Source organism: Pseudomonas sp. G166 (assembly GCF_037027455.2).
Taxonomy (GTDB): Bacteria; Pseudomonadota; Gammaproteobacteria; order Pseudomonadales; family Pseudomonadaceae; genus Aquipseudomonas.
The window spans coordinates 984,310-1,008,342 of record NZ_CP146985.1 but is presented as its reverse complement, the minus strand read 5'-3'; the positions used below and the strand labels follow the sequence as shown (position 1 = coordinate 1,008,342).

Genomic DNA, 24,033 nt, shown 5'->3' with positions numbered 1-24,033 from the left:
GTGTCGCGAGGGTGGACAACACCTGTTCAGCGCAGGTTCAGCGACGCACGGGACGCTTTTGCAATTTGCGCTGCAAAGTCCGCCGGTGCATGCCCAAGGCGCGGGCGGTGGCGGAGATATTGCCTTCGTGCTCGGTCAGCACCCGCTGGATGTGCTCCCATTGCAGGCGATCCACCGACATGGGGTTTTCCGGCACCAGGGTGTCGAGGTCGGCATGCTCGGACAACAGCGCCGCCAGCACATCATCGGCGTCAGCCGGTTTGCACAGGTAATTGCAGGCACCGCGCTTGATGGCTTCGACCGCGGTGGCAATGCTCGAATAACCGGTGAGGATCACCACACGCATTTCCGGGTCCAGCTCCAGCAGCTTGGGCAGTAGCACCAGGCCCGAGTCACCGTCCATTTTCAAGTCCAGGGCGGCGTAGTCCGGCAGGTCAGCCTGGGCGATGCTCAGGCCTTCCTCGGCGGAACCGGCAGTGCTCACGCGAAAGCCGCGACGGGACATGGCCCGGGCCATCACGCGGGTAAAAGTAGCGTCGTCATCCACCAGCAACAGGTGCGGCAGTTCTTCGCCGTCGACTTGGATCTCGTCACTCATGTTCGTCTCCTCGGTCGGCATGGGGCAGGCGCAGCTCGGTGAGCGTGCCGCCTTCCTCATGGGGGTAGAGTTTCACCGAGCCGCCGGCGCGTGTCACGCTGGCTTTGCTCAAAAACAGGCCGAGGCCGAAACCTTTGCCCTTGGTGGTGTAGAACGGCTTGCCAATCTGCTCGGCAATCGCCAGCGGCACACCAGCGCCATGGTCGCGAATGCTGATGGTCAGCTCATAGGCGTTCCAGTCCAGCGCCACTTCCAGGCCTTCGGGGCAGGCGTCGGCAGCGTTGTTCAACAGGTTCAGCAACGCCTGGGTCAGGTCCGGCGGCGGCGCCATGCGCGGCACCGGGCCCTGGCCCATGCGCTGGAAGCGATAACTGGCCTCCGGGCGCATCAGGTGCCAGCGGTTCAGCGCCTCGTCGAGCCAGTCAGTGACATCCTGCATGTCGATGGCCAGCCGGCGATTGGCCTCGGCGGCACGCACCAGGTACTGCAGGGTTTCCTTGCAGAGCTTGACCTGATCCTGCAACACGCTGAGGTCCTCTTGCAGTGCCGGGTCGTGGTGATCCTGGCGCATCTCCTTGAGCAGCACGCTCATGGTCGCCAGCGGGGTACCCAATTCATGGGCGGCGCCAGCGGCCTGGGTCGCCACGGCCAGCAATTGCTCATCCCGCAGGCCCTCTTCACGGCGGATGGCCCGCAGTTCTTCCTGGCGACGCAGTTCCTCGGCCATGCGCGCGGCAAAAAACGTGATCACCGCCGCCGCCAGCGCGAAACTCAGCCACATGCCGTAGATCTGCAGGTTCTCCCGGGCGATGGGGAAGGTCTCCAGCGGGTAGAAGCGTGCCAGCAGCAAGGTGTACAGCGCCAGGGCTATACCGGAAAGGATCAGCGAAAACCGCCATGGCAACGTCACGGCGGCGATGGTCAGCGGCACCAAGTAATAGGAGACGAAGGGGTTGGTGGAGCCGCCGGAGAAATACAGCAGCGCGCTGTGGATAAACAGGTCACAGGCCAGCTGCACGGCGTATTCGAGCTCAGTCACCGGCCACGAGGTGCGCAGACGGATGGCCGTCAGCGCACAGAGCACGCTGGAACAGGCCAGGGTGATCGCCAGCTGCAGCCAAGGCAGCGGCAGCAGGTCGAACCAATAGGCGAGCCCCACCGAGCCGGCCTGGGCAGCCAGGACCAGAATGCGGATAAACGTCAGGCGCCAGAGGTTCTGGCGAGAGGCGGAAGTCAGTTGCAAAGGGGCGAGCATGAGCTCTCCTGATGAGCGCTCCAGGCGGATCGCACGGAGTATAACCAAGGCGTGGGTTGCACAGACAACTGTGCGGCAAAGCGCCACAGCCTCGAAATGACACACTTCGCCACAAAAGCTCCACGCCCCCTCGTATCTGTATAGAAGTTGTAACTGTGCGAACCCGCTCATAAAAGCTAGAGTCTTACCGTTCACGCAGGCCCGGACCTTACCCCTGCGCCTCATCCCAAGGAGCTTTCATGCACACGTTCAGTCGCCCCGCTGCCCTGCTCGCCCTCAGCCTCGGCACTCTCGCCAGCCTGCCGGCCCTGGCCGCCGATGAGCTGCACTACAACCAGATTTCCCTGCGTGCCGAAGTCAACAAGGACGTGGCGCGCGACCTGATGATCGTCACCCTCTACACCGAGGAACAGAACACCGACCCGGCCAAACTCGCCGCCACCGTCAGCACCACGCTGAACAAAGCCATCGGCCAGGCCAAACAGGTCAAGGACATTACCCTGCGCCAGGGCAGCCGCAGCAGCTACCCGATCTACGACAACAAAGGCGGGAAAATCACCGGCTGGCGCGAACGCGCCGAACTGCGCCTGGAAAGCGCCGACTTCGCCGCCCTGTCCAAGCTCACCGGCGAATTGCTCACCGATATGAAAATGGGCGGCATGGACTTCGCCATCTCCACCGCCGTGCGCCAAAGCAGCGAAGACGCCCTGCTCAAGGACGCCGTCAACGCCTTCAAAGCCCGCGCCCAACTGGCCACCGACGCCCTGGGCGGCAAGGGCTACAAAATCGTCAACCTGAACTTCAACACCAACGGTTACCCACAACCGTTCATGCGCCCGCAGATGATGATGAAAGCCGCGTCCATGGATGCTGAGTCGGTCACGCCGGAAGTGGAAGCGGGTACCAGCCAAGTGACGATGACGGCGGATGGGGTGATTGAGGTATCGATACCGTAATGATGGGCTGACAGAGACGCCAGCCCAGTGCCCCTCGCCACAGGTATGTCCGACTTGAGTTGACCGGTCGGACGCATCCCTCCTCTCGCTACACTTCGGCCGGGCTGGCCGGTGCCTCAAGCTGATCCAACGCCTTGTCCACCAGCAACTGGCACAACTCCACCAACTGATGAATCCCCAGCGCCACACTGCGCCGCGTGCCCTCCACTTCAAAGGCCAGGTCTTCGGCCATGGCTTTTACCGAGGCCAGGGTTTCGGAGGTGCTGGTCAGCAGCGTGTCGGTGTCGGCTTTGGCCGTGACTGAAAACAGACTGTCGATGCGCGGGTCGGTGCTTGACTCTGGTTTTTTTGGATTGAGGTAATGGTTGAGTGCGCGCTCGGTGGCGTCGCGGTCTTTGAGCAGGTCTTCGATGGAATCGAAGCCGTAAAGGGGGTTGGTTTTGTTGAAGGGTGGGTCGGGGACTGACTTATCCATTTATTTGTACCTATTTAGTGATGAGGACCATCACTTGCCGTTTCTCACTCGGCAAAGTGGTGGCAGCTATGTGCAGGGGTGAGAAATCCGAGAATAGGTACTCGGCCAGACCGAAGCCTGCCCGCACACAGCCGCCATAACGCATCTACAGGCAGCGGATAAGCTGGCGGCAATTATGCAGGTACAGAGGCTGGATGCCTATTATTCGGGTTTCTCACGCCCGGCCGCTCAATGGCAGCGACAGGAAAAAGGTTAGAGAGCGTATTTCCGAGCGGCAACCCTAAAAAGCTGTGGGATGTTTCGTTTCGGGGCCGGTGATCCTTCCGATACAAATGAATGACTCATGCCGCCTCTCAGGCCGCTGCAAAACCCGTGGCAAGGGAGCTTGCTCCCGCTGGGCTGCGGCAGCGGCCCTTTTCAAAGTTGTGTGTATATCCGTTTTTTTGGTAACGACGACTAATGGTTCCGCCCTTACGGCGGCTCACTTTTGAAAAGCGCAAAAGTAAGCAAAACGCTTTTGCCCCACCACTCGGCACCTCGCTTAGGCTCGGTGTGCCCTCACTCCGGCATTGCTCCGTGGGCCCGCCGCGAAGGGCCATCCATGGCCCAGCGCGGCTATCCCGGCATCCATGCCGGGATGCCCACTCCACAATGCCTGCGTTCGGCCAGCGTGGTTAACGGGGCGCCAAAATCTACGTCCGCCGCGAGGCGGCCTTATAGCCGACCTGGCTCTTGGTGAGACCGCGTTTCCCCTGTGGGAGCGGCTTTCTCGCGAAGGCGGTGTCACAGTCGATGAAGATGTTGAATTTGTCGGCCTCTTCGCGAGCAAGCTCGCTCCCACAATTGGGTCGGAGTACAGCCATAAGAAATAGGTCGGCTGTCAGGCCGCCTCGCGGCGGACGTAGATTTTGGCGCCCCGTTAACCACGCTGGCTGAACGAAGGTGTTGCGCAGTGGGCACCTCGGCATGGATGCCGAGGTAGCCGCGCTGGGCCATGGATGGCCCTTCGCGGCGGCCCACGGAGCAATGCCTTCGTTCAGGCATGCCGAGCCTAAGCGAGGCACCGAGTGGTGGGGCAAAAGCGTTTTGCTTACTTTTGCGCTTCTCAAAAGTGAGTCGCTGTAAAAGCGAAACCATAAGTGGCCGTTACCGCAGGAATGGATATGTACCCGGTCAACAACATCCTGGCCGGCTACCAGGCCGCCATCGCGAGCAAGCTCACTCCCACAGTTTGATCGAAGTACAACCGGGAGAAACAGGTCGGCTATAAGGCCGCCTCGTCCAGAGCGCTATGCCCAAACCCAACAGTCCCCCTCACTTTTCGATATTTCCAACACCCCCACCCGCAACGCTACTCTCCTGAAAACCTCACCACCCCCCAAGGGATTTCATGGACAGAACCACCTTCAAACCACTCCTACTCACCCTCGCCCTGATCAGCAGCGCCCCAATGGCCCAAGCCGCCACCACCCTGGTCTACTGCTCCGAAGCCAGCCCCGCCGGGTTCGACCCCAGCCAATACACCAGCGGCACCGACTTCGATGCCTCAGCCGAAACCGTGTTCAACCGCATCACCCAATTCAAGCGCGGCGGCACCGAGGTCGAACCCGGGCTGGCCACCAGTTGGGACGTGTCACCCGACGGCCTGGTCTACACCTTCCACCTGCGCAACGGCGTGAAATTCCACACCACCGACTATTTCACCCCCAGCCGCAACTTCAACGCCGACGACGTATTGTTCACCTTCCAGCGCCTGCTCGACCCGCAACACCCATTTCGCCAGGCCTACCCCACCGAGTCGCCGTATTTCACCGACATGGGCCTGAACACCACGATCAAAAGCGTCGAGAAAGTCGACGAGCACACCGTGCGCTTCAACCTGAACAACGTCGATGCCGCTTTCGTGCAGAACCTGGCGATGAGTTTCGCCTCCGTGCAGTCCGCCGAATACGCCGAGCAGTTGTTGAAGGAAGGCAAGGCCGGGGACATTAACCAAAAACCCGTCGGCACCGGTCCGTTCGTGTTCAAGCGCTACCAGAAGGACTCGCAGATCCGCTACGCCGCCAACACCGCGTACTGGAAACCCGAGGACGTGAAGCTCGACAACCTGATTTTCTCCATCACCCCGGACGCCGCCGTGCGCTTGCAGAAGCTCAAGCGCGGCGAATGTCAGGTCAGCGGCTACCCGCGTCCGGCTGACATCGAGGTGATCGAGCAAGACCCGAACTTGCAAGTGCTCAAGCAGCCAGGCTTCAACCTGGGCTTCCTGGCCTACAACGTCACGCACCCGCCCCTGGACCAGCTTAAAGTGCGCCAGGCGCTGGACATGGCCATCGACAAACCGGCGATCATCAAGGCCGTGTACCAGAGCGCCGGCCAACTGGCGCAGAACGCCTTGCCGCCAGCCCAATGGTCGTTCGACCCGGCCATCCAGGACGCGCCCCATGACGTGACCAAGGCCAAGGCGCTCCTCAAGGAAGCCGGAGTTGCGCCCGGTACAACCATCAATTTATGGGCAATGACAGTGCAACGCGCCTCCAACCCCAATGCGCGAATGTCTGCGCAGATGATCCAGCAGGATTGGGCCAAGATCGGCATCAAAGCCAACATCGTCAGCTATGAATGGGGCGAGTACATCAAGCGCGCAAAAAATGGCGAGCACGATGCAATGATTTACGGCTGGACCGGCGACAACGGCGACCCGGACAACTGGCTAGGTGTGCTGTACAGCTGCGCGGCGGTCAAGGGCAGCAACTACGCCAAGTGGTGCGACCCGACCTATGACCGACTGATCCAGCAGGCCAAGGTCTCCACCGACCGCCAGCAGCGGATCGATTTGTATCGACAAGCGCAGCAAATCCTCAAGCAACAGGTGCCCATCACGCCCATCGCCAACTCCACGGTCTTCCAACCGATAAACAGGCAAGTGGTGGACTTCAAACTCAGCCCGTTCGGCCTTACACCCTTCTACGGCGTGGGTTTGAAGAGGTAGAACCTGCTCCAAACCGGTGCGTAGAGACCCCCGCGACGCACCGGCGCGGAGCGTGATTTGCTCCAAAAAACCCTGCGCAAACGGTCAACTGCGTCAGAAGTTATACAGATGCGACATTAAGGTACGTTCGTGCCACTGAATCGGACTTGTGACCGCTCTGGATCTTGCATTGGGTATGGGGCCTGCATAAGTATCCGCAGGACGACTCACGAGGTCGCCCTCAAATCCAAAAATGACAACAAATCATGAGGCCAACATGCTTAAACAAGCGGTCATTCCGTTTTTAGTCGGCGCGAGCTTATTAGCCAGCGCATCTTTCGCCCAAGCCGCGACTAACCTGGTGTTCTGCTCCGAAGGGAGCCCGGCCGGTTTTGACCCTGGTCAGTACACCACCGGAACCGACTTCGACGCCTCCGCAGAAACCGTATTCAACCGTCTGACCCAGTTCGAACGTGGCGGCACCGCTGTGATTCCTGGCCTGGCGACCAAGTGGGACATTTCCGAAGACGGCCTGACCTACACCTTCCACCTGCGTGAAGGCGTCAAGTTCCACACCACCCCGTACTTCAAGCCAACCCGCGAGTTCAACGCCGACGACGTGCTGTTCACCTTCAATCGCATGATCAGCAAGGATGACCCGTTCCGTAAGGCGTACCCGACCGAATTCCCGTACTTCACCGACATGGGCATGGACACCAACATCGCCAAGGTCGAGAAGCTCGACGACAAGACCGTCAAGTTCACCCTCAACGCCGTTGACGCCGCGTTCATCCAGAACATGGCCATGCACTTTGCCTCCATCCAGTCCGCCGAGTACGCCAGCCAGTTGCTCAAGGCTGGCAAGGCCCCCGATATCAACCAGAAGCCCATCGGCACCGGTCCGTTCGTCTTCAAGAGCTACCAGAAAGACTCGAACATCCGCTTCACGGGCAACAAGGAATACTGGAAGCCGGATGACGTGAAGATCGACAACCTGATCTTCGCCATCACCACCGACCCATCGGTGCGCATCCAGAAGCTGAAAAAGAACGAATGCCAGGTCACCCTCTTCCCACGTCCGGCCGATCTCAAGGCGATCAAGGAAGACAAGAACCTGAAGATGCCGGACCAACCGGGCTTCAACCTGGGCTACATCGCCTACAACGTGATGGACAAGATCAAGGGCAGCGACCAGCCCAACCCGATGGCCCAGCTGAAAGTGCGCCAGGCACTGGACATGGCCGTCAACAAGCAGCAGATCATCGATTCGGTGTACCAGGGCGCCGGCCAACTGGCCGTCAATGCCATGCCACCCACCCAATGGTCCTACGACACCACCATCAAGGACGCACCATACAACCCGGAGAAAGCCAAGGAGCTGCTCAAGGAAGCGGGCGTCAAGGAAGGCACCGAGATCACCCTGTGGGCGATGCCGGTCCAGCGTCCGTATAACCCGAACGCCAAGCTGATGGCCGAAATGCTGCAATCGGACTGGGCCAAGATCGGGATCAAGGCCAAGATCGTCACCTACGAGTGGGGCGAGTACATCAAGCGTTCCAAGGGTGGTGAAAACGGCGCCATGCTGATCGGCTGGAGCGGCGACAACGGTGACCCGGACAACTGGCTCAACGTGTTGTTTGGCTGCGACTCGCTGCAGGGCAACAACTTCTCGAAATGGTGCGACAAGAAGTTCGACGACATCGTCAAGCAAGCCAAGCGCACTTCGGATCAATCCAAACGCACCGAGCTGTATAAGCAAGCACAACACATCCTCAAAGATGCTGTCCCAATGACACCCATCGCTCACTCGACGGTGTTCCAACCCATGCGCACCAACGTGCAGGACTTCAAGATCAGCCCCTTTGGCTTGAACTCCTTCTACGGCGTCAGCGTCAGCAACTAAGGTGACCTGTGGCGAGGGAGCTTGCTCCCGCTGGGCCGGTCCGAATCTTCGGGCGTAACGGCCCCTCTTGTGAGCGCGATGGCGGTGTACCAACAACGCCATCGCGAGCAGGGCTCGCTCCCACGGCATACCGTTGCTTTAGGCCAAGACTCAGGAAATCGCCCGCATCCAAAAGCACTGCGTACCACAGCAGTTGGTTTAGGACGTATCGCCTTTTCCCACAAGTCTTTCAGGCATTACGCATTTACTGTCTGGCCCACGGCTCATACCGTCAGGGCCTGATCGGTTTGCTGGCCCTGCGGCATCACTGCGCAATGGATTGAACTCAGTGCCCCGGAAATGTCCCCGGAAGGACGCCGGTTCACTGTTACAACACCCCGAACGAGAGAGGGAGCGTCATGCGCCATACCTTGGTTTTATCCACCTTGCTGGGCACTGGCATGCTGGCCGCGGCGTCCATGGCCCAGGCCGCCGGCAGCAACCTGGTGTTCTGTTCCGAAGGCAGCCCGGCCGGTTTCGACACCGCGCAATACACCACGGCTACCGACAACGACGCCGCCGAGCCGCTGTACAACCGCCTGGCCGAGTTCGAAAAAGGCGCGACCAATGTCGTCCCGGGCCTTGCAACAAGCTGGGACATCTCCGAAGACGGGCTGAAGTACACCTTTCACCTGCGCGAAGGGGTGAAGTTTCATACCACCGATTACTTCACACCGACCCGGGACTTCAACGCCGACGACGTGCTGTTCACCTTCAACCGCATGCTTGACCCGCAGCATCCGTTCCGCAAGGCCTACCCCACTGAGTTTCCGTACTTCAACGGCATGAGCCTGAACAAGAACATCGCCAAGGTGGAAGCGACCGGGCCGCTGACCGTGGTCATGACCCTCAACAGCGTGGACGCCGCCTTCATCCAGAACATCGCCATGAGTTTTGCCGCGATCCTGTCGGCCGAATACGCCGAGCAGTTGCTCAAGAACGGCAAACCCAGCGACATCAACCAGAAGCCGATCGGCACCGGGCCGTTCGAGTTCAAGAGCTACCAGAAAGACTCCAACATCCGCTACGTCGCCAATAAGCAGTACTGGGCGCCGGAGCGGGTCAAGCTGGACAACCTGATTTTCTCCATCAACACCGATGCCTCGGTACGGGTGCAAAAGCTCAAGGCCAACGAATGCCAGATCACCTTGCATCCGCGTCCGGCCGACGTACCGGCCCTGAAGAACGACCCTAAGCTGCAACTGATCGAGAAGCCCGGTTTCAACCTTGGCTACATCGCCTATAACACCCGCCACAAACCGTTCGACCAGGTCGAAGTACGCCGGGCGCTGGACATGGCGGTGAACAAGCAAAGCATCCTCAACGCCGTGTACCAGGGCGCGGGGCAACTGGCGGTCAACGCCATGCCGCCGACCCAGTGGTCCTACGACGACACGATCAAGGACACCACCTACAACCCGGAAAAAGCCAAGGAGTTGCTCAAGGCCGCCGGGGTCAAGGACGGCACCGAAATCACCCTCTGGGCCATGCCCGTGCAACGCCCGTACAACCCCAACGCCAAGCTGATGGCCGAGATGCTCCAGGCCGACTGGGCCAAGATCGGCCTGAAAGTGAAGATCGTCAGCTACGAATGGGGCGAGTACATCAAGCGCACCAAGAACGGCGAGCACGACATCAGCCTGATCGGCTGGACCGGCGACAATGGCGACCCGGACAACTGGCTGGGCACGCTGTACAGCTGCGACGCCATCGGCGGCAACAACTACTCCATGTGGTGTGACCAGGATTACGACAAGCTGATCAAGCAGGCCAAGGTCGTTACCGACCGAGACCAGCGCACCGTGCTCTACAAACAGGCCCAGCAGTTGCTCAAGCAGCAAGTGCCGATCACCCCTGTTGCCCACTCGACGGTCAACCAGCCGCTGAGTGCCAAAGTCGAAGGGTTCAAAGTCAGCCCCTTCGGTCGCAACGTGTTCTCAGGCGTCAGCCTGACCCCATAACCGATAGCCATACAGTCTGGGGGCCCACGTGGGCCCTCACGCAGACGTCTTGCCTGAATTCGTCGATTAGGCGCCATGCAAACGTTTGCGATCTGTAAATGAGTTGTAAAAACCCATAGCCGTATCACCAAAAAAGACCGGCATTAAAAAAGAAAGAAAGGAGCGTTACCCATGAAACTGAGCAGTACCGCGATATTGGCCCTGGCCATCAGCAGCATCACCGCGACGGCGTATGCCGAATCCCAGAGCCAGGCGGTCACTCCGGTGGCCCTCAAGACCACCAGTGAGCAAAGCGAAGCCAAAGGTTTCGTCGAAGGCCAGTCAGTGACGGGTTCGACCCGCAACTGGTACGCCAATGAGCAGTTCAAGCGCGGCGCGAAGCTCACTTACCGCAAGAACGGCGAAGCCCGTGAGACCGACCGCCGTATCAACTGGTTGCAAGGCACCATCATCAAGTACAACTCGGGCTTCACTGAAGGCACCGTGGGTTTCAGCACCGAAGTGGCCGCCTACAACGCCATTGCCCTGGATCAGGATCGCAAGGACCTGGCGTCCAACAACGGCGGCGCGCCGACCACCCGTCCTGGCGCTGGTAACAACCGGACCCTGACCCGCGAAGGCGGCGACGCCGTCGGCCAATGGAGCAAACTGGGTCTGGCCAACGTCAAGGCTCGCGTGTCGAACACCACCCTGACTGCCGGCCGCCAGAACTTCAGCAGCCCGATGGTCGACGTCATCGGTAACCGTGCCCTGCCTTCGAGCTTCCAGGGTGTGAGCCTGCACAGCGAAGAATTCGAGAACCTGGGTTTCGACATCGCCACCTTCGACCGCAACTCGCCACGTACCGAAGAGAGCCAGCGCAAGTTCCGTTCCGAATACGGCGACAGCACCGTTGAAACCGATCACGTCAACACCGCCGGTATCACCTACCAGCCACTGGCCAGCCTGAAAACCAGCCTTTGGGCGACCCAGGCCGAAGACCTCTGGAACCAGTACTACTTCGGCGCCACCCATGAACTGGGCGACAGTTCGGTGCTGAGCCTGACCACCGGCCTGAACTACTACAAGACCGTGGATTCGGGCAAAAGCAAGCTGGGCGAGATCGACAACGACACCTACTCCCTGTCGTTCGGCCTGACGCACCAGGCTCACAGCCTGACCTTCTCGTACCAGGAAGTGAACGGTAACGAGTACTTCGACTACCTGCACGAAACCAACGGCATCTACCTGGCCAACTCCCTGCTTTCGGACTTCAACGGCCCGAACGAAAAATCCTTCCAGATCGCCTACGGCCTGAACATGGCCGAATACGGCGTGCCTGGCTTGAAATTCAACGTGTACCAGGCTCGCGGTTGGGGCATCGACGGTACTCACTACAACAGCACCGGTTATAGCGATGTGAAGGCCATGGACGGTGAACACCACTACGAATACGGCATCGGCGCATCCTATGCCGTACAGAGCGGTCCACTGAAAGCCACTGCGATCCGTGCGACCTACACCGCTCACCGCGCCAGCGAAAACCAGGCCGACGGCAGCCTCAACGAGTTCCGCCTGGTCACCACCATCCCGTTCAACATTCTCTAAACTCCCACCGGGCGGTCGACTCACAAGGTCGGCCGTCCGGTCTTTTGCCATTTACCCGATTGCAGAGGATTGACGATGAACATGATCCCCCTACGCGCCGCCATCGCTGCCGCGCTGCTGAGTGTCGCTGTTGGCGCCACGGCCAAACCCCTGGTGGTTTGTACAGAAGCCAGCCCGGAAGGCTTCGACATGGTCCAGTACACGACTGCAGTCACTGCCGACGCCGTGGCAGAAACCATTTTCAACCGCCTGGCCGACTTCAAGCCCGGCACCACGGAAGTGATTCCGGCCCTGGCCGAATCCTGGGACATCAGTAATGACGGCCTGACGTACACCTTCCACCTGCGCAAGGGCGTCAAGTTCCACACCACCGACTACTTCAAGCCGACCCGCGACATGAACGCCGACGACGTGGTCTGGAGCTTCCAGCGTCAGTTGGACCCGAATCACCCCTGGCACAAACTGTCGAGCGTGGGCTTCCCCTACTTTGAAAGCATGGGCTTCAAAGAACTGCTCAAGAGCGTCGAGAAAGTCGACGAACACACGGTCAAGTTCAGCCTGACCCGTCGCGAAGCGCCATTCCTGGCCGACATCGCCATGGCCTTCTCCTCGATCTACCCGGCCGAATACGCCGACCAGTTGCTCAAGGCCAATAAGGCCGGCGATCTCAACAGCAAACCGGTCGGCACCGGGCCGTTCATCTTCCAGCGCTACAACAAGGACGCCCAGGTGCGCTTCAAGGCCAACCCGGACTACTTCCGTGGCAAGCCGCCGGCCGATACCCTGGTACTGGCCATCGCCACCGACAACAACGTGCGCATGCAAAAGCTCAAGACCAACGAGTGCCAGATCGCGCTGTATCCAAAACCGGATGACATCCCCAGCATCAAGAAAGACCCTAACCTGAAGGTCGCCGAGCTGGACGCGATGACCGTCTCCTACACCGCCCTGAACACCAGCCACAAATACATGAGCGACGTGCGGGTGCGCAAAGCCATCGACCTGGCCTTCGACAAGGAAGCCTACGTCAGCGCGCTGTTCGGCAAGGGCAACGCCACCGTCGCGGTCAACCCGTATCCGCCAACCCTGCTGGGCTTCAACCATGACCTGAAGAACCCACCTCGCAACCTGGACAAGGCCCGCGAGTTGCTCAAGGAAGCCGGCGTGCCGGAAGGCACCGTGTTCACCCTGTTCACCCGCAACGGCGGCGGTCCGACCAACCCCAACCCGATGCTCGGCGCGCAGATGATGCAGGCCGACCTGGCCAAGGTCGGGATCAAGGTCGACATCCGCGTGATGGAATGGGGCGAAATGCTCAAGCGCGCGAAAAACGGCGAGCACGACATGGTCTCCGCCGGATGGGCGGGCGATAACGGCGACCCGGATAACTTCCTGACGCCTATGCTCAGTTGCGAGGCCGCCAAGAACGGCGAAAACTACGCGCGCTGGTGCAACGAGAAATTCCAGGCACTGATCGACCAGGCTCGCGCCACAGTGAACCCTGAGGAGCGCATCAAGCTCTATGAGCAGGCCCAGGTGATTTTCAACCAGGACCAACCATGGATCAGCATGGCCCACACCCGGATGTTCACGGCAATGCGCAACAACGTAGAGGGTTATGTGATTAGCCCGCTCACCACCAACAACTTCGCCACCACCCAGGTGAAGTAGATAAGAAGACGCCCGGCATCCCTTATCCGAGGGTTGCCGGGCACGCCTAACCGGCTGATGAGGTACACCTGAAGATGTTTAGTTTTATTGCCCGCCGACTGGGATTACTGATCCCCACGTTCTTCGGCATCACCTTGCTGACTTTCGCGTTGATTCGCATGATTCCCGGCGACCCCGTGGAAGTGATGATGGGCGAACGTCGGGTCGATCCCGAAATGCATGCTCAGGCAATGGAACGCCTTGGCCTGAATAAACCGCTGTATGCCCAGTACCTGGACTACATCGGCAAACTGGCCCACGGCGACCTCGGCGAATCGCTGCGTACCCGTGAAAGCGTATGGACCGAGTTCAGCTCCCTGTTTCCCGCGACCCTGGAACTGTCCATGGCCGCCCTGTTGTTCGCCGGTATCCTGGGCCTTTTGGCCGGGGTGATCGCGGCACTCAAGCGAGGGTCCCTGTTCGACCATGGGGTGATGGGCATCTCCCTGGCGGGATACTCGATGCCGATCTTCTGGTGGGGCCTGATCCTGATCATGTTCTTCTCGGTGTCCCTGGGTTGGACCCCGGTGTCCGGGCGGATCGACCTGCTCTACGACATCGAGCCCAAAACCGGTTTCATGCTGATCGACAGCCTGTTGGCCGATGAGCCTGGGGCATTTCTCGACGCGCTGCACCACCTGATCCTGCCGGCCATCGTGCTGGGCACCATTCCGCTGGCGGTGATCGCCCGCATGACCCGCTCTTCAATGCTCGAAGTACTGCGCGAAGACTACATCCGTACCGCCCGCGCCAAAGGCCTGTCGCCGTCGCGCGTGGTGTTCGTGCACGGCCTGCGCAACGCGTTGATCCCGGTGCTGACCGTGGTCGGCCTGCAAGTTGGCACGCTGCTGGCCGGTGCGGTCCTGACCGAAACGATCTTCTCCTGGCCGGGCATCGGCAAGTGGCTGATCGAAGCCATCGGCGCCCGGGACTATCCCGTGGTGCAGAACGGCATCCTGTTAATCGCCTGCCTGGTGATTCTGGTCAACTTCGTCGTGGACATCCTCTACGGCTTTGCCAACCCACGCATTCGTCACCAGCGCTGAGATCAAAACAATGAGTACTCCAACTACCTCGGTAGCAGTCGATCAAAGCCTGCTGTACCCGTCCCCGTACAAAGAATTCTGGCACGCGTTTTCCCGCAACAAGGGTGCCGTGGCCGGATTGATGTTCATGATCCTGGTGGTGTTCTGTGCGCTCTTCGCACCCTGGGTCGCCCCCCATGACCCGAGCGAGCAGTACCGCGACTTCCTGCTGACCCCGCCGGCCTGGCTCGAAGGCGGGCAAATCCAGTTCCTGCTGGGCACCGACGAACTGGGCCGCGATTTGCTCTCGCGCCTGATCCAGGGTTCGCGCCTGTCGCTGCTGATCGGTTTATCGTCGGTGGTCATGTCGCTGATCCCGGGCATCCTGCTGGGGCTGTTCGCCGGGTTCTTCCCGCGCATCCTCGGCCCGACCATCATGCGTCTGATGGACATCATGCTCGCCCTGCCCTCGCTGCTGCTGGCCGTGGCGATCGTCGCCATCCTCGGCCCTGGCCTGATCAACACCGTGATCGCCATCGCCATCGTCTCGTTGCCGTCCTACGTGCGCCTGACCCGCGCTGCCGTGATGGGCGAGCTGAACCGCGACTACGTGACCGCCGCCCGCCTGGCCGGTGCCGGCCTGCCGCGCCTGATGTTCATCACTGTGCTGCCCAACTGCATGGCGCCGCTGATCGTCCAGGCGACCCTGAGCTTTTCCTCGGCGATCCTCGACGCCGCCGCCCTGGGCTTCCTCGGCCTGGGCGTGCAGCCGCCTACCCCGGAGTGGGGCACCATGCTGGCCTCGGCCCGCGACTACATCGAACGCGCCTGGTGGGTGGTGAGCCTGCCTGGCCTGACCATTTTGCTCAGCGTGCTGGCAATCAACCTGATGGGCGACGGTTTGCGCGATGCGCTGGACCCGAAACTCAAGAATGCCGCCTGAGGAGATTCCCATGTCACTGCTAGAAATCAAGAATCTCAACGTTCGCTTCGGCGACGCCACTGCCGTGCCGGTGGTCGACGGCCTGGACCTGACCGTGGAAAAAGGCGAAGTCCTGGCCATCGTTGGCGAATCGGGCTCGGGTAAGTCGGTGACCATGATGGCGCTGATGGGTCTGATCGAGCACCCTGGCATCATCACCGCCGACGCCGTGAACTTCGACGGCAAAAACATGCTCAAGCTGAGCAACCGCCAGCGCCGGCAGATCGTCGGCAAAGACCTGGCGATGGTCTTCCAGGACCCGATGACAGCGCTCAACCCCAGCTACACCGTAGGTTTCCAGATCGAAGAAGTGCTGCGCCTGCACCTGAAGATGTCCAGCAAGGCCGCCCGCAAGCGCGCCATCGAGCTGCTGGAAAAAGTCGAGATCCCGGGTGCCGCCAGCCGCATGGACGCCTACCCGCACCAACTGTCCGGCGGCATGAGCCAGCGCGTGGCGATTGCCATGGCCATTGCCGGCGAGCCAAAATTGTTGATCGCCGACGAACCGACCACCGCCCTGGACGTGACCATCCAGGCGCAGATCATGGACCTGCTGCTGGCTTTGCAAAAAGAGCAGGACATGGGCCTGGTGCTGATCACCCACGACTTGGCCGTGGTCGCTGAAACCGCCCAGCGCGTGTGCGTGATGTACGCCGGCCAAGCGGTGGAAGTGGGCAAGGTGCCCGAACTGTTCGACATCCCCGCCCACCCGTACAGCGAAGCACTGTTGGCGGCGATTCCGGAACACAGCATGGGTGCCGAGCGCCTGGCGACCTTGCCCGGTATCGTCCCCGGTCGCTACGACCGTCCGCAAGGTTGCCTGCTGTCGCCGCGCTGCCCGTACGTGCAGGATAACTGCCGCCAGCAACGCCCTGCTCTTGACCCGAAATCCAACAGCCTCGCCCGCTGCTTCTACCCGTTGAACCAGGAGGTGGCGTGATGGCCGTCGTACTTACCGCCCGTGACCTGACCCGTCATTACGAAGTGTCCCGTGGCATGTTCAAGGGCCATGCGACCGTGCGTGCCCTCAACGGTGTGTCGTTCGAACTGGAAGCCGGCAAGACCCTCGCCGTGGTTGGTGAATCCGGTTGCGGCAAATCCACCCTCGCCCGGGCCCTGACGCTGATCGAAGAACCGTCCTCCGGCTCCTTGAAAATTGCCGGCCAGGAAGTGACCGGCGCCAACAAGGCCGAACGCAAGCAATTGCGCAAAGACGTGCAGATGGTGTTCCAGAGCCCGTACGCGTCCCTCAACCCACGACAGAAGATCGGTGATCAACTGGCCGAGCCATTGCTGATCAACACCAAGCTCTCGGCCACCGAGCGGCGGGAAAAAGTCCAGGCGATGATGAAGCAGGTGGGCCTGCGCCCCGAGCATTACCAGCGTTACCCGCACATGTTTTCCGGCGGCCAGCGCCAGCGCATCGCCCTGGCCCGCGCCATGATGCTGCAACCCAAGGTGCTGGTGGCGGACGAACCGACGTCGGCGCTGGACGTGTCGATCCAGGCCCAGGTGCTGAACCTGTTCATGGATTTGCAAGAGGAATTCAACACCGCCTACGTGTTCATTTCCCACAACTTGGCAGTGGTGCAACACGTCGCCGACGACGTAATGGTGATGTACCTCGGCCGCCCGGTGGAAATGGGCCCTAACGAGTCGATCTACAGCCGCCCGCTGCATCCGTACACCCAGGCGCTGCTGTCGGCCACCCCGACCATCCACCCGGACCCGAACAAGCCGAAGATCAAGATCGTCGGCGAACTGCCCAACCCGCTCAACCCACCGTCTGGCTGCGCCTTCCACAAGCGCTGCCCCTACGCCACCGAGCGCTGCAAAACCGAAGAACCGGCCCTGCGCTTGCTGGATAACCGGCAGGTGGCGTGTCACTACGCTGAGCAATTCCTCGAAGGCGCGGCGTAGCCATTCACCCCATCACCTGATCGTTCCCACGCTCTGCGTGGGAACGCCTCAACGGACGCTCCGCGTTCGGCTCTTGGGACGCGGAGCGTCCCTGGCTGCATTCCCACGCAGGAGCGTGGGAACGATCAGCAAAGTCTTCGCCTGGGGTTATGCACCCTGCATAAAAAACCCCTCCCGCGCCAACTGAGTATCCGTTGGCGCTGGAGGGGTTTTTCTTTAGGTCAGAACCTACGTCTGGCTATCGCCTTCGTCGGCATCTTCGCCCTCACCACCATCACCGCTATCGCCACCGTCGTCGGTGTCAGGATCGTCTATGGTGGAGTCATCATTATCCTGATCGCCTGGTTCCTCTGTGGTGGTCGCGGCAAGCATCAACCCGCCCTGCGTCACTTGCCCACTCGACGCGTGCTGCTCGTGCTCATCGCATTCCGCCCACACGGCCGTGGAGCCCAGGGACAGCATTACCAAAACCTTCAGCAAAAACATCATGCGTAGAAGCTTGTTCATAGCCAATTCCTTCTTTTCCGGATAAAGCCGGGGGCCTGATGGCGCTCAAGAAAATCTAGTTCTGAACAGGCCGGGTCACCAGATAGGACGCTTCAGAACAGACAGAAATGCCGCAACGCGACAGATTGGTTTCGAATAAGTGTTATTTCCAAACCAACTAACACCCAACATTCAATGTGGGAGCGGGCTTGCCCGCGAAGAGGCCGACACATCCAACATCCAGGCAAGCTGGCCCACCGCCATCGCGAGCAAGCTCGCTTCCACGAGGGGATCTGTGCCAAACACAAGTTTTTCGCCCACTGAAGATCCAGTGTGGGAGCGAGCTTGCTCGCGATAGCGGTGGGTCAGCCAGCGCTGAATTGCCTGACAGTCTGCTATCGCGAGCAAGCTCGCTCCCACAGGGGATGGGTGGCGCCCAGGTGGAAATAAAAAACCCCGCAGCTTTCGGTGCGGGGTTCTGGGTGTATAGCTCAGCGCTTAATGATGCTCACGCGTCGCGCGGAATTTCACATCCGGCCAGCGCTCTTCCATCAGCGCCAGGTTGACCCGGGTTGGCGCCAGGTAAGTCAGGTGACCGCCGCCGTCCAAGGCAAGGTTTTCCACGGCTTTGTTGGAAAACTCTTCGAATTTCTTCTTGTCGCCACATTCCACCCAACGAGCGGAGTACACGGTGATCGGCTCGTAGGAGCACTCGACCTTGTATTCCTCTTTCAAGCGGCTGGCGACCACGTCGAACTGCAGCACACCCACTGCGCCGAGGATGATGTCGTTGCTGCGTTCCGGGAAGAACACCTGGGTGGCGCCTTCTTCGGCCAGTTGCTGAAGGCCCTGGCGCAGTTGCTTGGACTTGAGCGGGTCTTTCAGGCGCACGCGGCGGAACAGTTCTGGAGCGAAGTGCGGGATGCCGGTGAAGCTCAGGGTCTCGCCTTCGGTAAAGGTGTCGCCGATCTGGATGGTGCCGTGGTTGTGCAAACCGATGATGTCGCCGGCGAAGGCCTCTTCCAGTTGCTCGCGTTCCGAGGAGAAGAAGGTCAGGGCGTCGCCGATGCGCACGTCCTTGCCGGTGCGCACGTGGCGCATCTTCATGCCTTTTTCGTATTTGCCCGAGCAGATGCGCATGAAGGCGATGCGGTCGCGGTGCTTGGGGTCCATGTTCGCCTGGATCTTGAACACGAAGCCTGCGAACTTCTCTTCCACCGGCTCCACGGTGCGCTCATTGGCGACGCGGGCCAGCGGGCGCGGGGCCCAGTCGACCACGGCATCGAGCACATGGTCGACACCGAAGTTGCCCAACGCGGTACCGAAGAACACTGGGGTCAGTTGGCCGTCGAGAAATTCCTGCTGGTCGAACTCATGGCAGGCGCCCTGCACCAGTTCCAGTTGTTCGACGAAGCGCTCGTACTCGTCGCCCAGGTGCGCGCGGGCCTCGTCGGAGTCGAGCTTCTCGATGATTTTGACGTCGGTGCGCTCATGGCCGTGACCGGCGGTGTAGACGATGATGTAGTCGTCGGCCAGGTGGTACACGCCCTTGAAGTCGCGGTAGCAGCCGATCGGCCAGGTGATCGGCGCCGCCTTGATCTTCAGGACCGCTTCGATCTCGTCGAGCAGTTCGATCGGGTCGCGGATGTCGCGGTCGAGTTTGTTGATGAAACTGACAATCGGCGTGTCCCGCAGACGGCAGACGTCCATCAGCGCGATGGTGCGTGGCTCGACGCCTTTACCGCCGTCGAGGACCATCAGCGCCGAGTCCACCGCCGTGAGGGTGCGATAGGTGTCTTCGGAGAAGTCTTCGTGGCCCGGGGTATCGAGCAGGTTGATCATATGATCGCGATACGGGAACTGCATGACCGACGTGGTAATGGAAATACCCCGTTGTTTTTCCATTTCCATCCAGTCGGAGGTGGCATGGCGGTCGGACTTGCGAGATTTCACCGTGCCGGCGACCGCAATCGCCTTGCCCATCAGCAAGAGCTTCTCGGTGATGGTGGTCTTACCGGCATCGGGGTGGGAAATAATGGCGAAAGTGCGGCGTTTCGCGACTTCGGCGGCCTGTTTGGTCATGGGAAATCGCCTGGCAGGTGATTCAAAAAAGGGCGGCGATTATAGCTCAACTTGTGCCAGGAACCGAACCGTTGAGCACATCCAGGGTGGCCAGATCTTCCCCGACATGGGAACCTTTTGCAGCGTGGAGGCGTCCACCACCCTGCTACGGCTATTCGTCAGGGTCTGAAAAATCAGCAAGTTAGCCTGACGAGGCTGCGCTCATGGCTCGAATGACAGGCCGTTTACCGGCATTGAAAAGAGCTGCTTCTCGCGAACGTTTTCCCGGCAACCAGTGATGGTTCGCCGCCCGGGAAGGCGTGCGCCGACTGAAAGACAAAGGAGTCCGCCTGTGGCTATCCGCTATGGCAAAGGGCTTATCGGAGGTGCGGTCGTCGTCGCTCTCCTGGCCCTGTTGGTCCACTGGATCGGCATCGATACGATCCAACGCTACCACGACGATCTGCTGTTTTACCTGCAAGCGCACCTGATGCTTGTCCTGGCATCCATGCTGGCTGCCCTGCTCGTGGGCATCCCGGCCGGCATCGCCTTGAGCCGCCCCAGCCTGGTCGGGCGCGCCGAGCGCTTCATGCAAGTGTTCAACATCGGTAACACCGTACCGCCCCTGGCCGTACTGGCCATCGCCCTGGGTATCCTGGGCATCGGCAGCGGGCCCGCCATCTTCGCCCTGTTCCTCGCCTCGTTGCTGCCCATCGTGCGCAACACCTATGAAGGCCTGAAAAACGTCCAGGGTTCGCTCAAGGAAGCCGCCGTCGGCATCGGCATGACCCCGCGCCAGGTGCTGTGGAAAGTCGAATTGCCCAATGCCGTGCCGATCATCATCGGTGGCGTGCGGGTGGCGCTGGCGATCAACGTCGGTACCGCGCCTCTGGCGTTCCTGATCGGCGCCAACAGCCTCGGCAGCCTGATCTTCCCCGGCATCGCCTTGAACAACCAGCCGCAGCTGCTGCTCGGCGCGGCCTGCACCGCCCTGCTGGCGTTGCTGCTCGACGGTCTGGTGACACTGGCCAGCCGCCTCTGGCTGGAGCGCGGTCTGCGCCCGTCATAAGCCTGACCGGATTAAAGGAATCGTTTATGAAGAAGTTGAGCTTGATACTGGGCTGCGTCCTGCTGTTCGCAGGATTCGCCCACGCTGCTGAAAAACCCCTGATCCGCCTCGGCGCCCGGGTGTTCACCGAACAGACGCTGCTGGCGGAAATCACCGCGCAATACCTGCGCAACAGGGGCTACGACGCGCAGATCACCGGTGGCCTGGGCAGTAACCTGGCCCGCAGTGCCCATGAAACCGGGCAACTGGACATGCTGTGGGAATACACCGGCGTGTCGCTGGTGGCCTACAACCACGTCACCGAGAAACTCGACAGCGCCCAGTCCTACGCCCGAGTGAAGGAATTGGACGCGAAAAAAGGCCTGGTCTGGCTGACCCCGTCGAAATTCAGCAATACCTACGCCCTGGCCCTGCCGGAAAAAATCGCCCGCCAATACCCGCAGATCAACAGCATCAGCCAGTTGAACACGGTGCTGCAGGCCGAAGCCGACGATAACCACCTGGTGGCCCTGGACACTGAGTTCGCCAACCGCTCCGATGGTTTGGCGGGCATGGTCGAGCAGTACGGCATGAACCTGACTCGCAAGAACATCCGGCAGATGGATGCGGGGCTGGTCTACACCGCCCTGCGCAACGGCCAGGTATTTGCCGGCCTGGTGTACACCACCGACGGCCGTCTGAACGCGTTCAAGCTGAAGTTGCTGGAAGACGACAAGCATTACTTCCCCGACTACACCGCCGCGCCAGTGGTGCGCCAGGCGTTCCTCGACGCGCATCCGCAACTGGCCGAACAGCTCAAGCCCCTGGCCGAGCTGTTCGACGACGCAACCATGCGCCAGCTCAACGCCCGCGTGGACGTCAACCACGAAAGCCCTTCCACCGTTGCCGCCGATTTCCTGCGCCAGCATTCCCTGCTCTCAACCCAATGACCTGGAGGAAAAGCCATGGATTTTCTTGACGCCTTTTCCCATCTGGACTGGCCGCTGGTACTGAACCTGACCTGGCAGCACATCACCCTGGTGGGCATCGCCGTAACCCTGGCGATTGTGGTCGGCGTGCCGCTGGGCATCTTCATGACCCGCTTCCCGGCGCTCGCCGGCCCGTTACAGGCCAGCGCCACGGTGCTGCTGACGATTCCGTCGATTGCACTGTTCGGCCTGCTGCTGCCGTTCTATTCCAAATTCGGCCAGGGCCTGGGCCCGATGCCGGCGATCACCGCCGTGTTCCTCTATTCCCTGCTGCCGATCATGCGCAACACCTACCTGGCCTTGACCGGCGTGGAACCGGGCATCCGTGAGGCCGCCCGCGGCATCGGCATGACCTTCGGCCAGCGCCTGCGCATGGTCGAACTGCCCATCGCCGTGCCGGTGATCCTGGCCGGCGTGCGCACTGCCGTGGTCATGAACATCGGTGTCATGACCATCGCCGCCACCATCGGTGCCGGTGGCCTGGGCGTGCTCATCCTCGCTTCCATCAGCCGCAGCGACATGTCGATGCTGATCGTCGGCGCCGTGCTGGTCAGTCTCCTGGCCATCTTCGCCGACCTGCTTCTGCAATGGCTGCAACGCTCGCTGACCCCAAAAGGATTACTGAAATGATCGAACTTCAAAACCTCAGCAAAACCTTCAAGAGCAACGGCAAGGACGTCAAGGCCGTGGACTCGGTGAACCTGATCGTCAACGAAGGCGAGATCTGTGTGTTCCTCGGGCCGTCGGGCTGTGGCAAAAGCACCACGCTGAAGATGATCAATCGCCTGATCCCGCCCACCTCGGGCAAGGTGTTGATCAATGGCGAGGACACCACCGGCCTGGACGAAGTGACCCTGCGCCGCAACATCGGCTATGTGATCCAGCAGATCGGCCTGTTCCCGAACATGACCATCGAGGAAAACATCACTGTGGTTCCGCGCCTGCTCGGCTGGGACAAGCAGAAATGCCACGACCGTGCTCGCGAGCTGATGAGCATGATCAAGCTCGAACCCAAGCAATACCTGCATCGCTACCCCCGTGAACTGTCGGGCGGCCAGCAGCAACGAATTGGCGTGATCCGCGCCCTGGCGGCCGATGCGCCGCTGCTGTTGATGGACGAACCCTTCGGCGCGGTGGACCCGATCAACCGCGAGATGATCCAGAACGAGTTTTTCGAGATGCAACGGGCGCTGAACAAGACCGTGATCATGGTCAGCCACGACATCGACGAAGCCATCAAGCTGGGCGACAAGATCGCGATCTTCCGCGCCGGCAAGCTGGTCCAGTTCGATCACCCGGACACCTTGCTCGCGCATCCGGCCGATGAGTTCGTCAGCAGTTTCGTCGGCCAGGACAGCACGCTCAAGCGCCTGTTGCTGGTCAAGGCCGAAGACGCGGCGGACAACGCCCCGTCGGTCAGCCCGGAGACGCCTGTAGCTGAAGCACTGGAGCTGATGGACGAACATGACCGCCGCTATGTGGTGGTCACCTGCGCCGAGAACAAGGCCCTGGGGTACGTCCGCCGTCGCGACCTGTACCGCCAGACCGGCACCTGCGCGCAGTTCCTGCGCGAGTTCAACTCCACGGCGGCCTACGACGAGCATTTGCGGATCCTGCTGTCGCGCATGTACGAATTCAACCGTTCGTGGCTGCCGGTGATGGATGCCGAGCGGGTGTTCCTTGGCGAAGTGACCCAGGAATCGATCGCCGAGTACCTGAGCTCCGGCAAGTCCCGTGGCGGCAAGACCAGCATTGTTTCGCCGGCCGAGACAGCGTTGGCCTGATCGGGCACAGCAGCCTTCGACTGATCGTTCCCACGCTCTGCGTGGGGATGCCTCCACGGACGCTCCGCGTTCGGCTTTGGGGACGCGGAGCGTCCCGGGCTGCGTGCTCACGCAGAGCGTGGGCACGATCATCAGCCTCCTTGAAAAACCGATCCAAGGGAACATCAATCTGTCACGCAGGTCGGTTACATCATGAGCTGTCGCGGGCCGCACGACGGATGTGTGCAAAAACGCGACATTTTTAGTTGATCTCAGGCCCCTCACGCCCTAAAGTTCGCGCCGA

At 60.8% G+C, this 24,033-nt stretch carries 19 protein-coding genes; 14 read left to right on the top strand and 5 right to left on the bottom strand.

Going from position 1 to position 24,033, the window contains the following annotated elements; all coding sequences use genetic code 11:
• Window positions 1–37: 37 nt before the first annotated feature.
• Window positions 38–598 carry a response regulator transcription factor gene (locus tag SGN16_RS04325; protein ID WP_047229017.1) on the bottom strand — a complete coding sequence of 187 codons (561 nt, stop codon included), beginning with the start codon at window positions 596–598 and terminating at the stop codon, window positions 38–40.
• Window positions 591–1,853 (bottom strand): ATP-binding protein, encoded by a 1,263-nt coding sequence (locus SGN16_RS04320; protein WP_335945661.1) that lies wholly within the window; start codon window positions 1,851–1,853, stop codon window positions 591–593. The genes SGN16_RS04325 and SGN16_RS04320 overlap by 8 nt, the downstream gene beginning before the upstream one ends.
• Before the next feature lie 239 nt (window positions 1,854–2,092).
• Between SGN16_RS04320 and SGN16_RS04315 the strand changes: the two genes are divergently transcribed.
• Window positions 2,093–2,809 (top strand): SIMPL domain-containing protein, encoded by a 717-nt coding sequence (locus SGN16_RS04315; protein WP_335945662.1) that lies wholly within the window; start codon window positions 2,093–2,095, stop codon window positions 2,807–2,809.
• An 88-nt stretch (window positions 2,810–2,897) separates the two neighbouring features.
• On the opposite strand, the gene SGN16_RS04310 is transcribed toward SGN16_RS04315, so the two are convergent.
• Window positions 2,898–3,284: a DUF6124 family protein gene (locus SGN16_RS04310; RefSeq protein WP_335945663.1), complete on the bottom strand. Its 387-nt coding sequence runs from the start codon at window positions 3,282–3,284 to the stop codon at window positions 2,898–2,900.
• A gap of 1,390 nt (window positions 3,285–4,674) precedes the next feature.
• Between SGN16_RS04310 and SGN16_RS04305 the strand changes: the two genes are divergently transcribed.
• From SGN16_RS04305 to SGN16_RS04265, 9 genes are all read left to right on the top strand, one after another.
• Window positions 4,675–6,276 carry an ABC transporter substrate-binding protein gene (locus SGN16_RS04305; RefSeq protein ID WP_335945664.1) on the top strand — a complete coding sequence of 534 codons (1,602 nt, stop codon included), beginning with the start codon at window positions 4,675–4,677 and terminating at the stop codon, window positions 6,274–6,276.
• A gap of 256 nt (window positions 6,277–6,532) precedes the next feature.
• The gene (locus SGN16_RS04300) at window positions 6,533–8,158 is read left to right on the top strand and encodes an ABC transporter substrate-binding protein (protein ID WP_210642829.1); all 1,626 of its coding nucleotides are present in this window, start codon (window positions 6,533–6,535) and stop codon (window positions 8,156–8,158) included.
• Window positions 8,159–8,556: 398 nt separating this feature from the next.
• The gene (locus SGN16_RS04295) at window positions 8,557–10,158 is read left to right on the top strand and encodes an ABC transporter substrate-binding protein (protein WP_210642828.1); all 1,602 of its coding nucleotides are present in this window, start codon (window positions 8,557–8,559) and stop codon (window positions 10,156–10,158) included.
• A 171-nt stretch (window positions 10,159–10,329) separates the two neighbouring features.
• Window positions 10,330–11,745 (top strand): OprD family porin, encoded by a 1,416-nt coding sequence (locus tag SGN16_RS04290; RefSeq protein WP_335945665.1) that lies wholly within the window; start codon window positions 10,330–10,332, stop codon window positions 11,743–11,745.
• A 75-nt stretch (window positions 11,746–11,820) separates the two neighbouring features.
• Window positions 11,821–13,416: an ABC transporter substrate-binding protein gene (locus SGN16_RS04285; RefSeq protein WP_335945666.1), complete on the top strand. Its 1,596-nt coding sequence runs from the start codon at window positions 11,821–11,823 to the stop codon at window positions 13,414–13,416.
• A gap of 74 nt (window positions 13,417–13,490) precedes the next feature.
• Entirely contained in the window at window positions 13,491–14,501 is a 1,011-nt protein-coding gene (locus SGN16_RS04280) for an ABC transporter permease subunit (RefSeq protein ID WP_210642825.1), read from the top strand.
• Between the two features lie 10 nt (window positions 14,502–14,511).
• On the top strand, window positions 14,512–15,423 hold the full coding sequence (locus SGN16_RS04275; protein ID WP_210642824.1) for an ABC transporter permease subunit: 912 nt from the start codon (window positions 14,512–14,514) through the stop codon (window positions 15,421–15,423).
• Window positions 15,424–15,433: 10 nt separating this feature from the next.
• Entirely contained in the window at window positions 15,434–16,402 is a 969-nt protein-coding gene (locus SGN16_RS04270; protein ID WP_210642823.1) for an ABC transporter ATP-binding protein, read from the top strand.
• Window positions 16,402–17,382, top strand: a complete 981-nt coding sequence (locus SGN16_RS04265; protein ID WP_335945667.1) for a peptide ABC transporter ATP-binding protein — start codon at window positions 16,402–16,404, stop codon at window positions 17,380–17,382. The genes SGN16_RS04270 and SGN16_RS04265 overlap by 1 nt, the downstream gene beginning before the upstream one ends.
• A 228-nt stretch (window positions 17,383–17,610) precedes the next feature.
• Here the strand turns inward: SGN16_RS04265 and SGN16_RS04260 are convergent, their stop codons facing one another.
• Both SGN16_RS04260 and SGN16_RS04255 read right to left on the bottom strand, forming a co-directional pair.
• Window positions 17,611–17,889, bottom strand: coding sequence for a hypothetical protein (locus SGN16_RS04260; RefSeq protein WP_335945668.1), 279 nt, complete (start codon window positions 17,887–17,889; stop codon window positions 17,611–17,613).
• A gap of 477 nt (window positions 17,890–18,366) precedes the next feature.
• Entirely contained in the window at window positions 18,367–19,950 is a 1,584-nt protein-coding gene (locus tag SGN16_RS04255; RefSeq protein WP_210642820.1) for a peptide chain release factor 3, read from the bottom strand.
• Window positions 19,951–20,281: 331 nt separating this feature from the next.
• On the opposite strand from SGN16_RS04255, the gene SGN16_RS04250 reads away from it, so the two are divergent.
• The 4 genes from SGN16_RS04250 to SGN16_RS04235 are packed head-to-tail and all read left to right on the top strand — an operon-like array spanning window position 20,282 to window position 23,750.
• Window positions 20,282–20,998 carry an ABC transporter permease gene (locus tag SGN16_RS04250; RefSeq protein WP_210642819.1) on the top strand — a complete coding sequence of 239 codons (717 nt, stop codon included), beginning with the start codon at window positions 20,282–20,284 and terminating at the stop codon, window positions 20,996–20,998.
• A gap of 26 nt (window positions 20,999–21,024) precedes the next feature.
• Entirely contained in the window at window positions 21,025–21,927 is a 903-nt protein-coding gene (locus SGN16_RS04245; protein ID WP_210642818.1) for a glycine betaine ABC transporter substrate-binding protein, read from the top strand.
• Between the two features lie 15 nt (window positions 21,928–21,942).
• The gene (locus tag SGN16_RS04240) at window positions 21,943–22,596 is read left to right on the top strand and encodes an ABC transporter permease (RefSeq protein WP_210642817.1); all 654 of its coding nucleotides are present in this window, start codon (window positions 21,943–21,945) and stop codon (window positions 22,594–22,596) included.
• Window positions 22,593–23,750, top strand: a complete 1,158-nt coding sequence (locus SGN16_RS04235) for an ABC transporter ATP-binding protein (RefSeq protein ID WP_335945669.1) — start codon at window positions 22,593–22,595, stop codon at window positions 23,748–23,750. The genes SGN16_RS04240 and SGN16_RS04235 overlap by 4 nt, the downstream gene beginning before the upstream one ends.
• The last annotated feature ends 283 nt before the right edge of the window (window positions 23,751–24,033 follow it).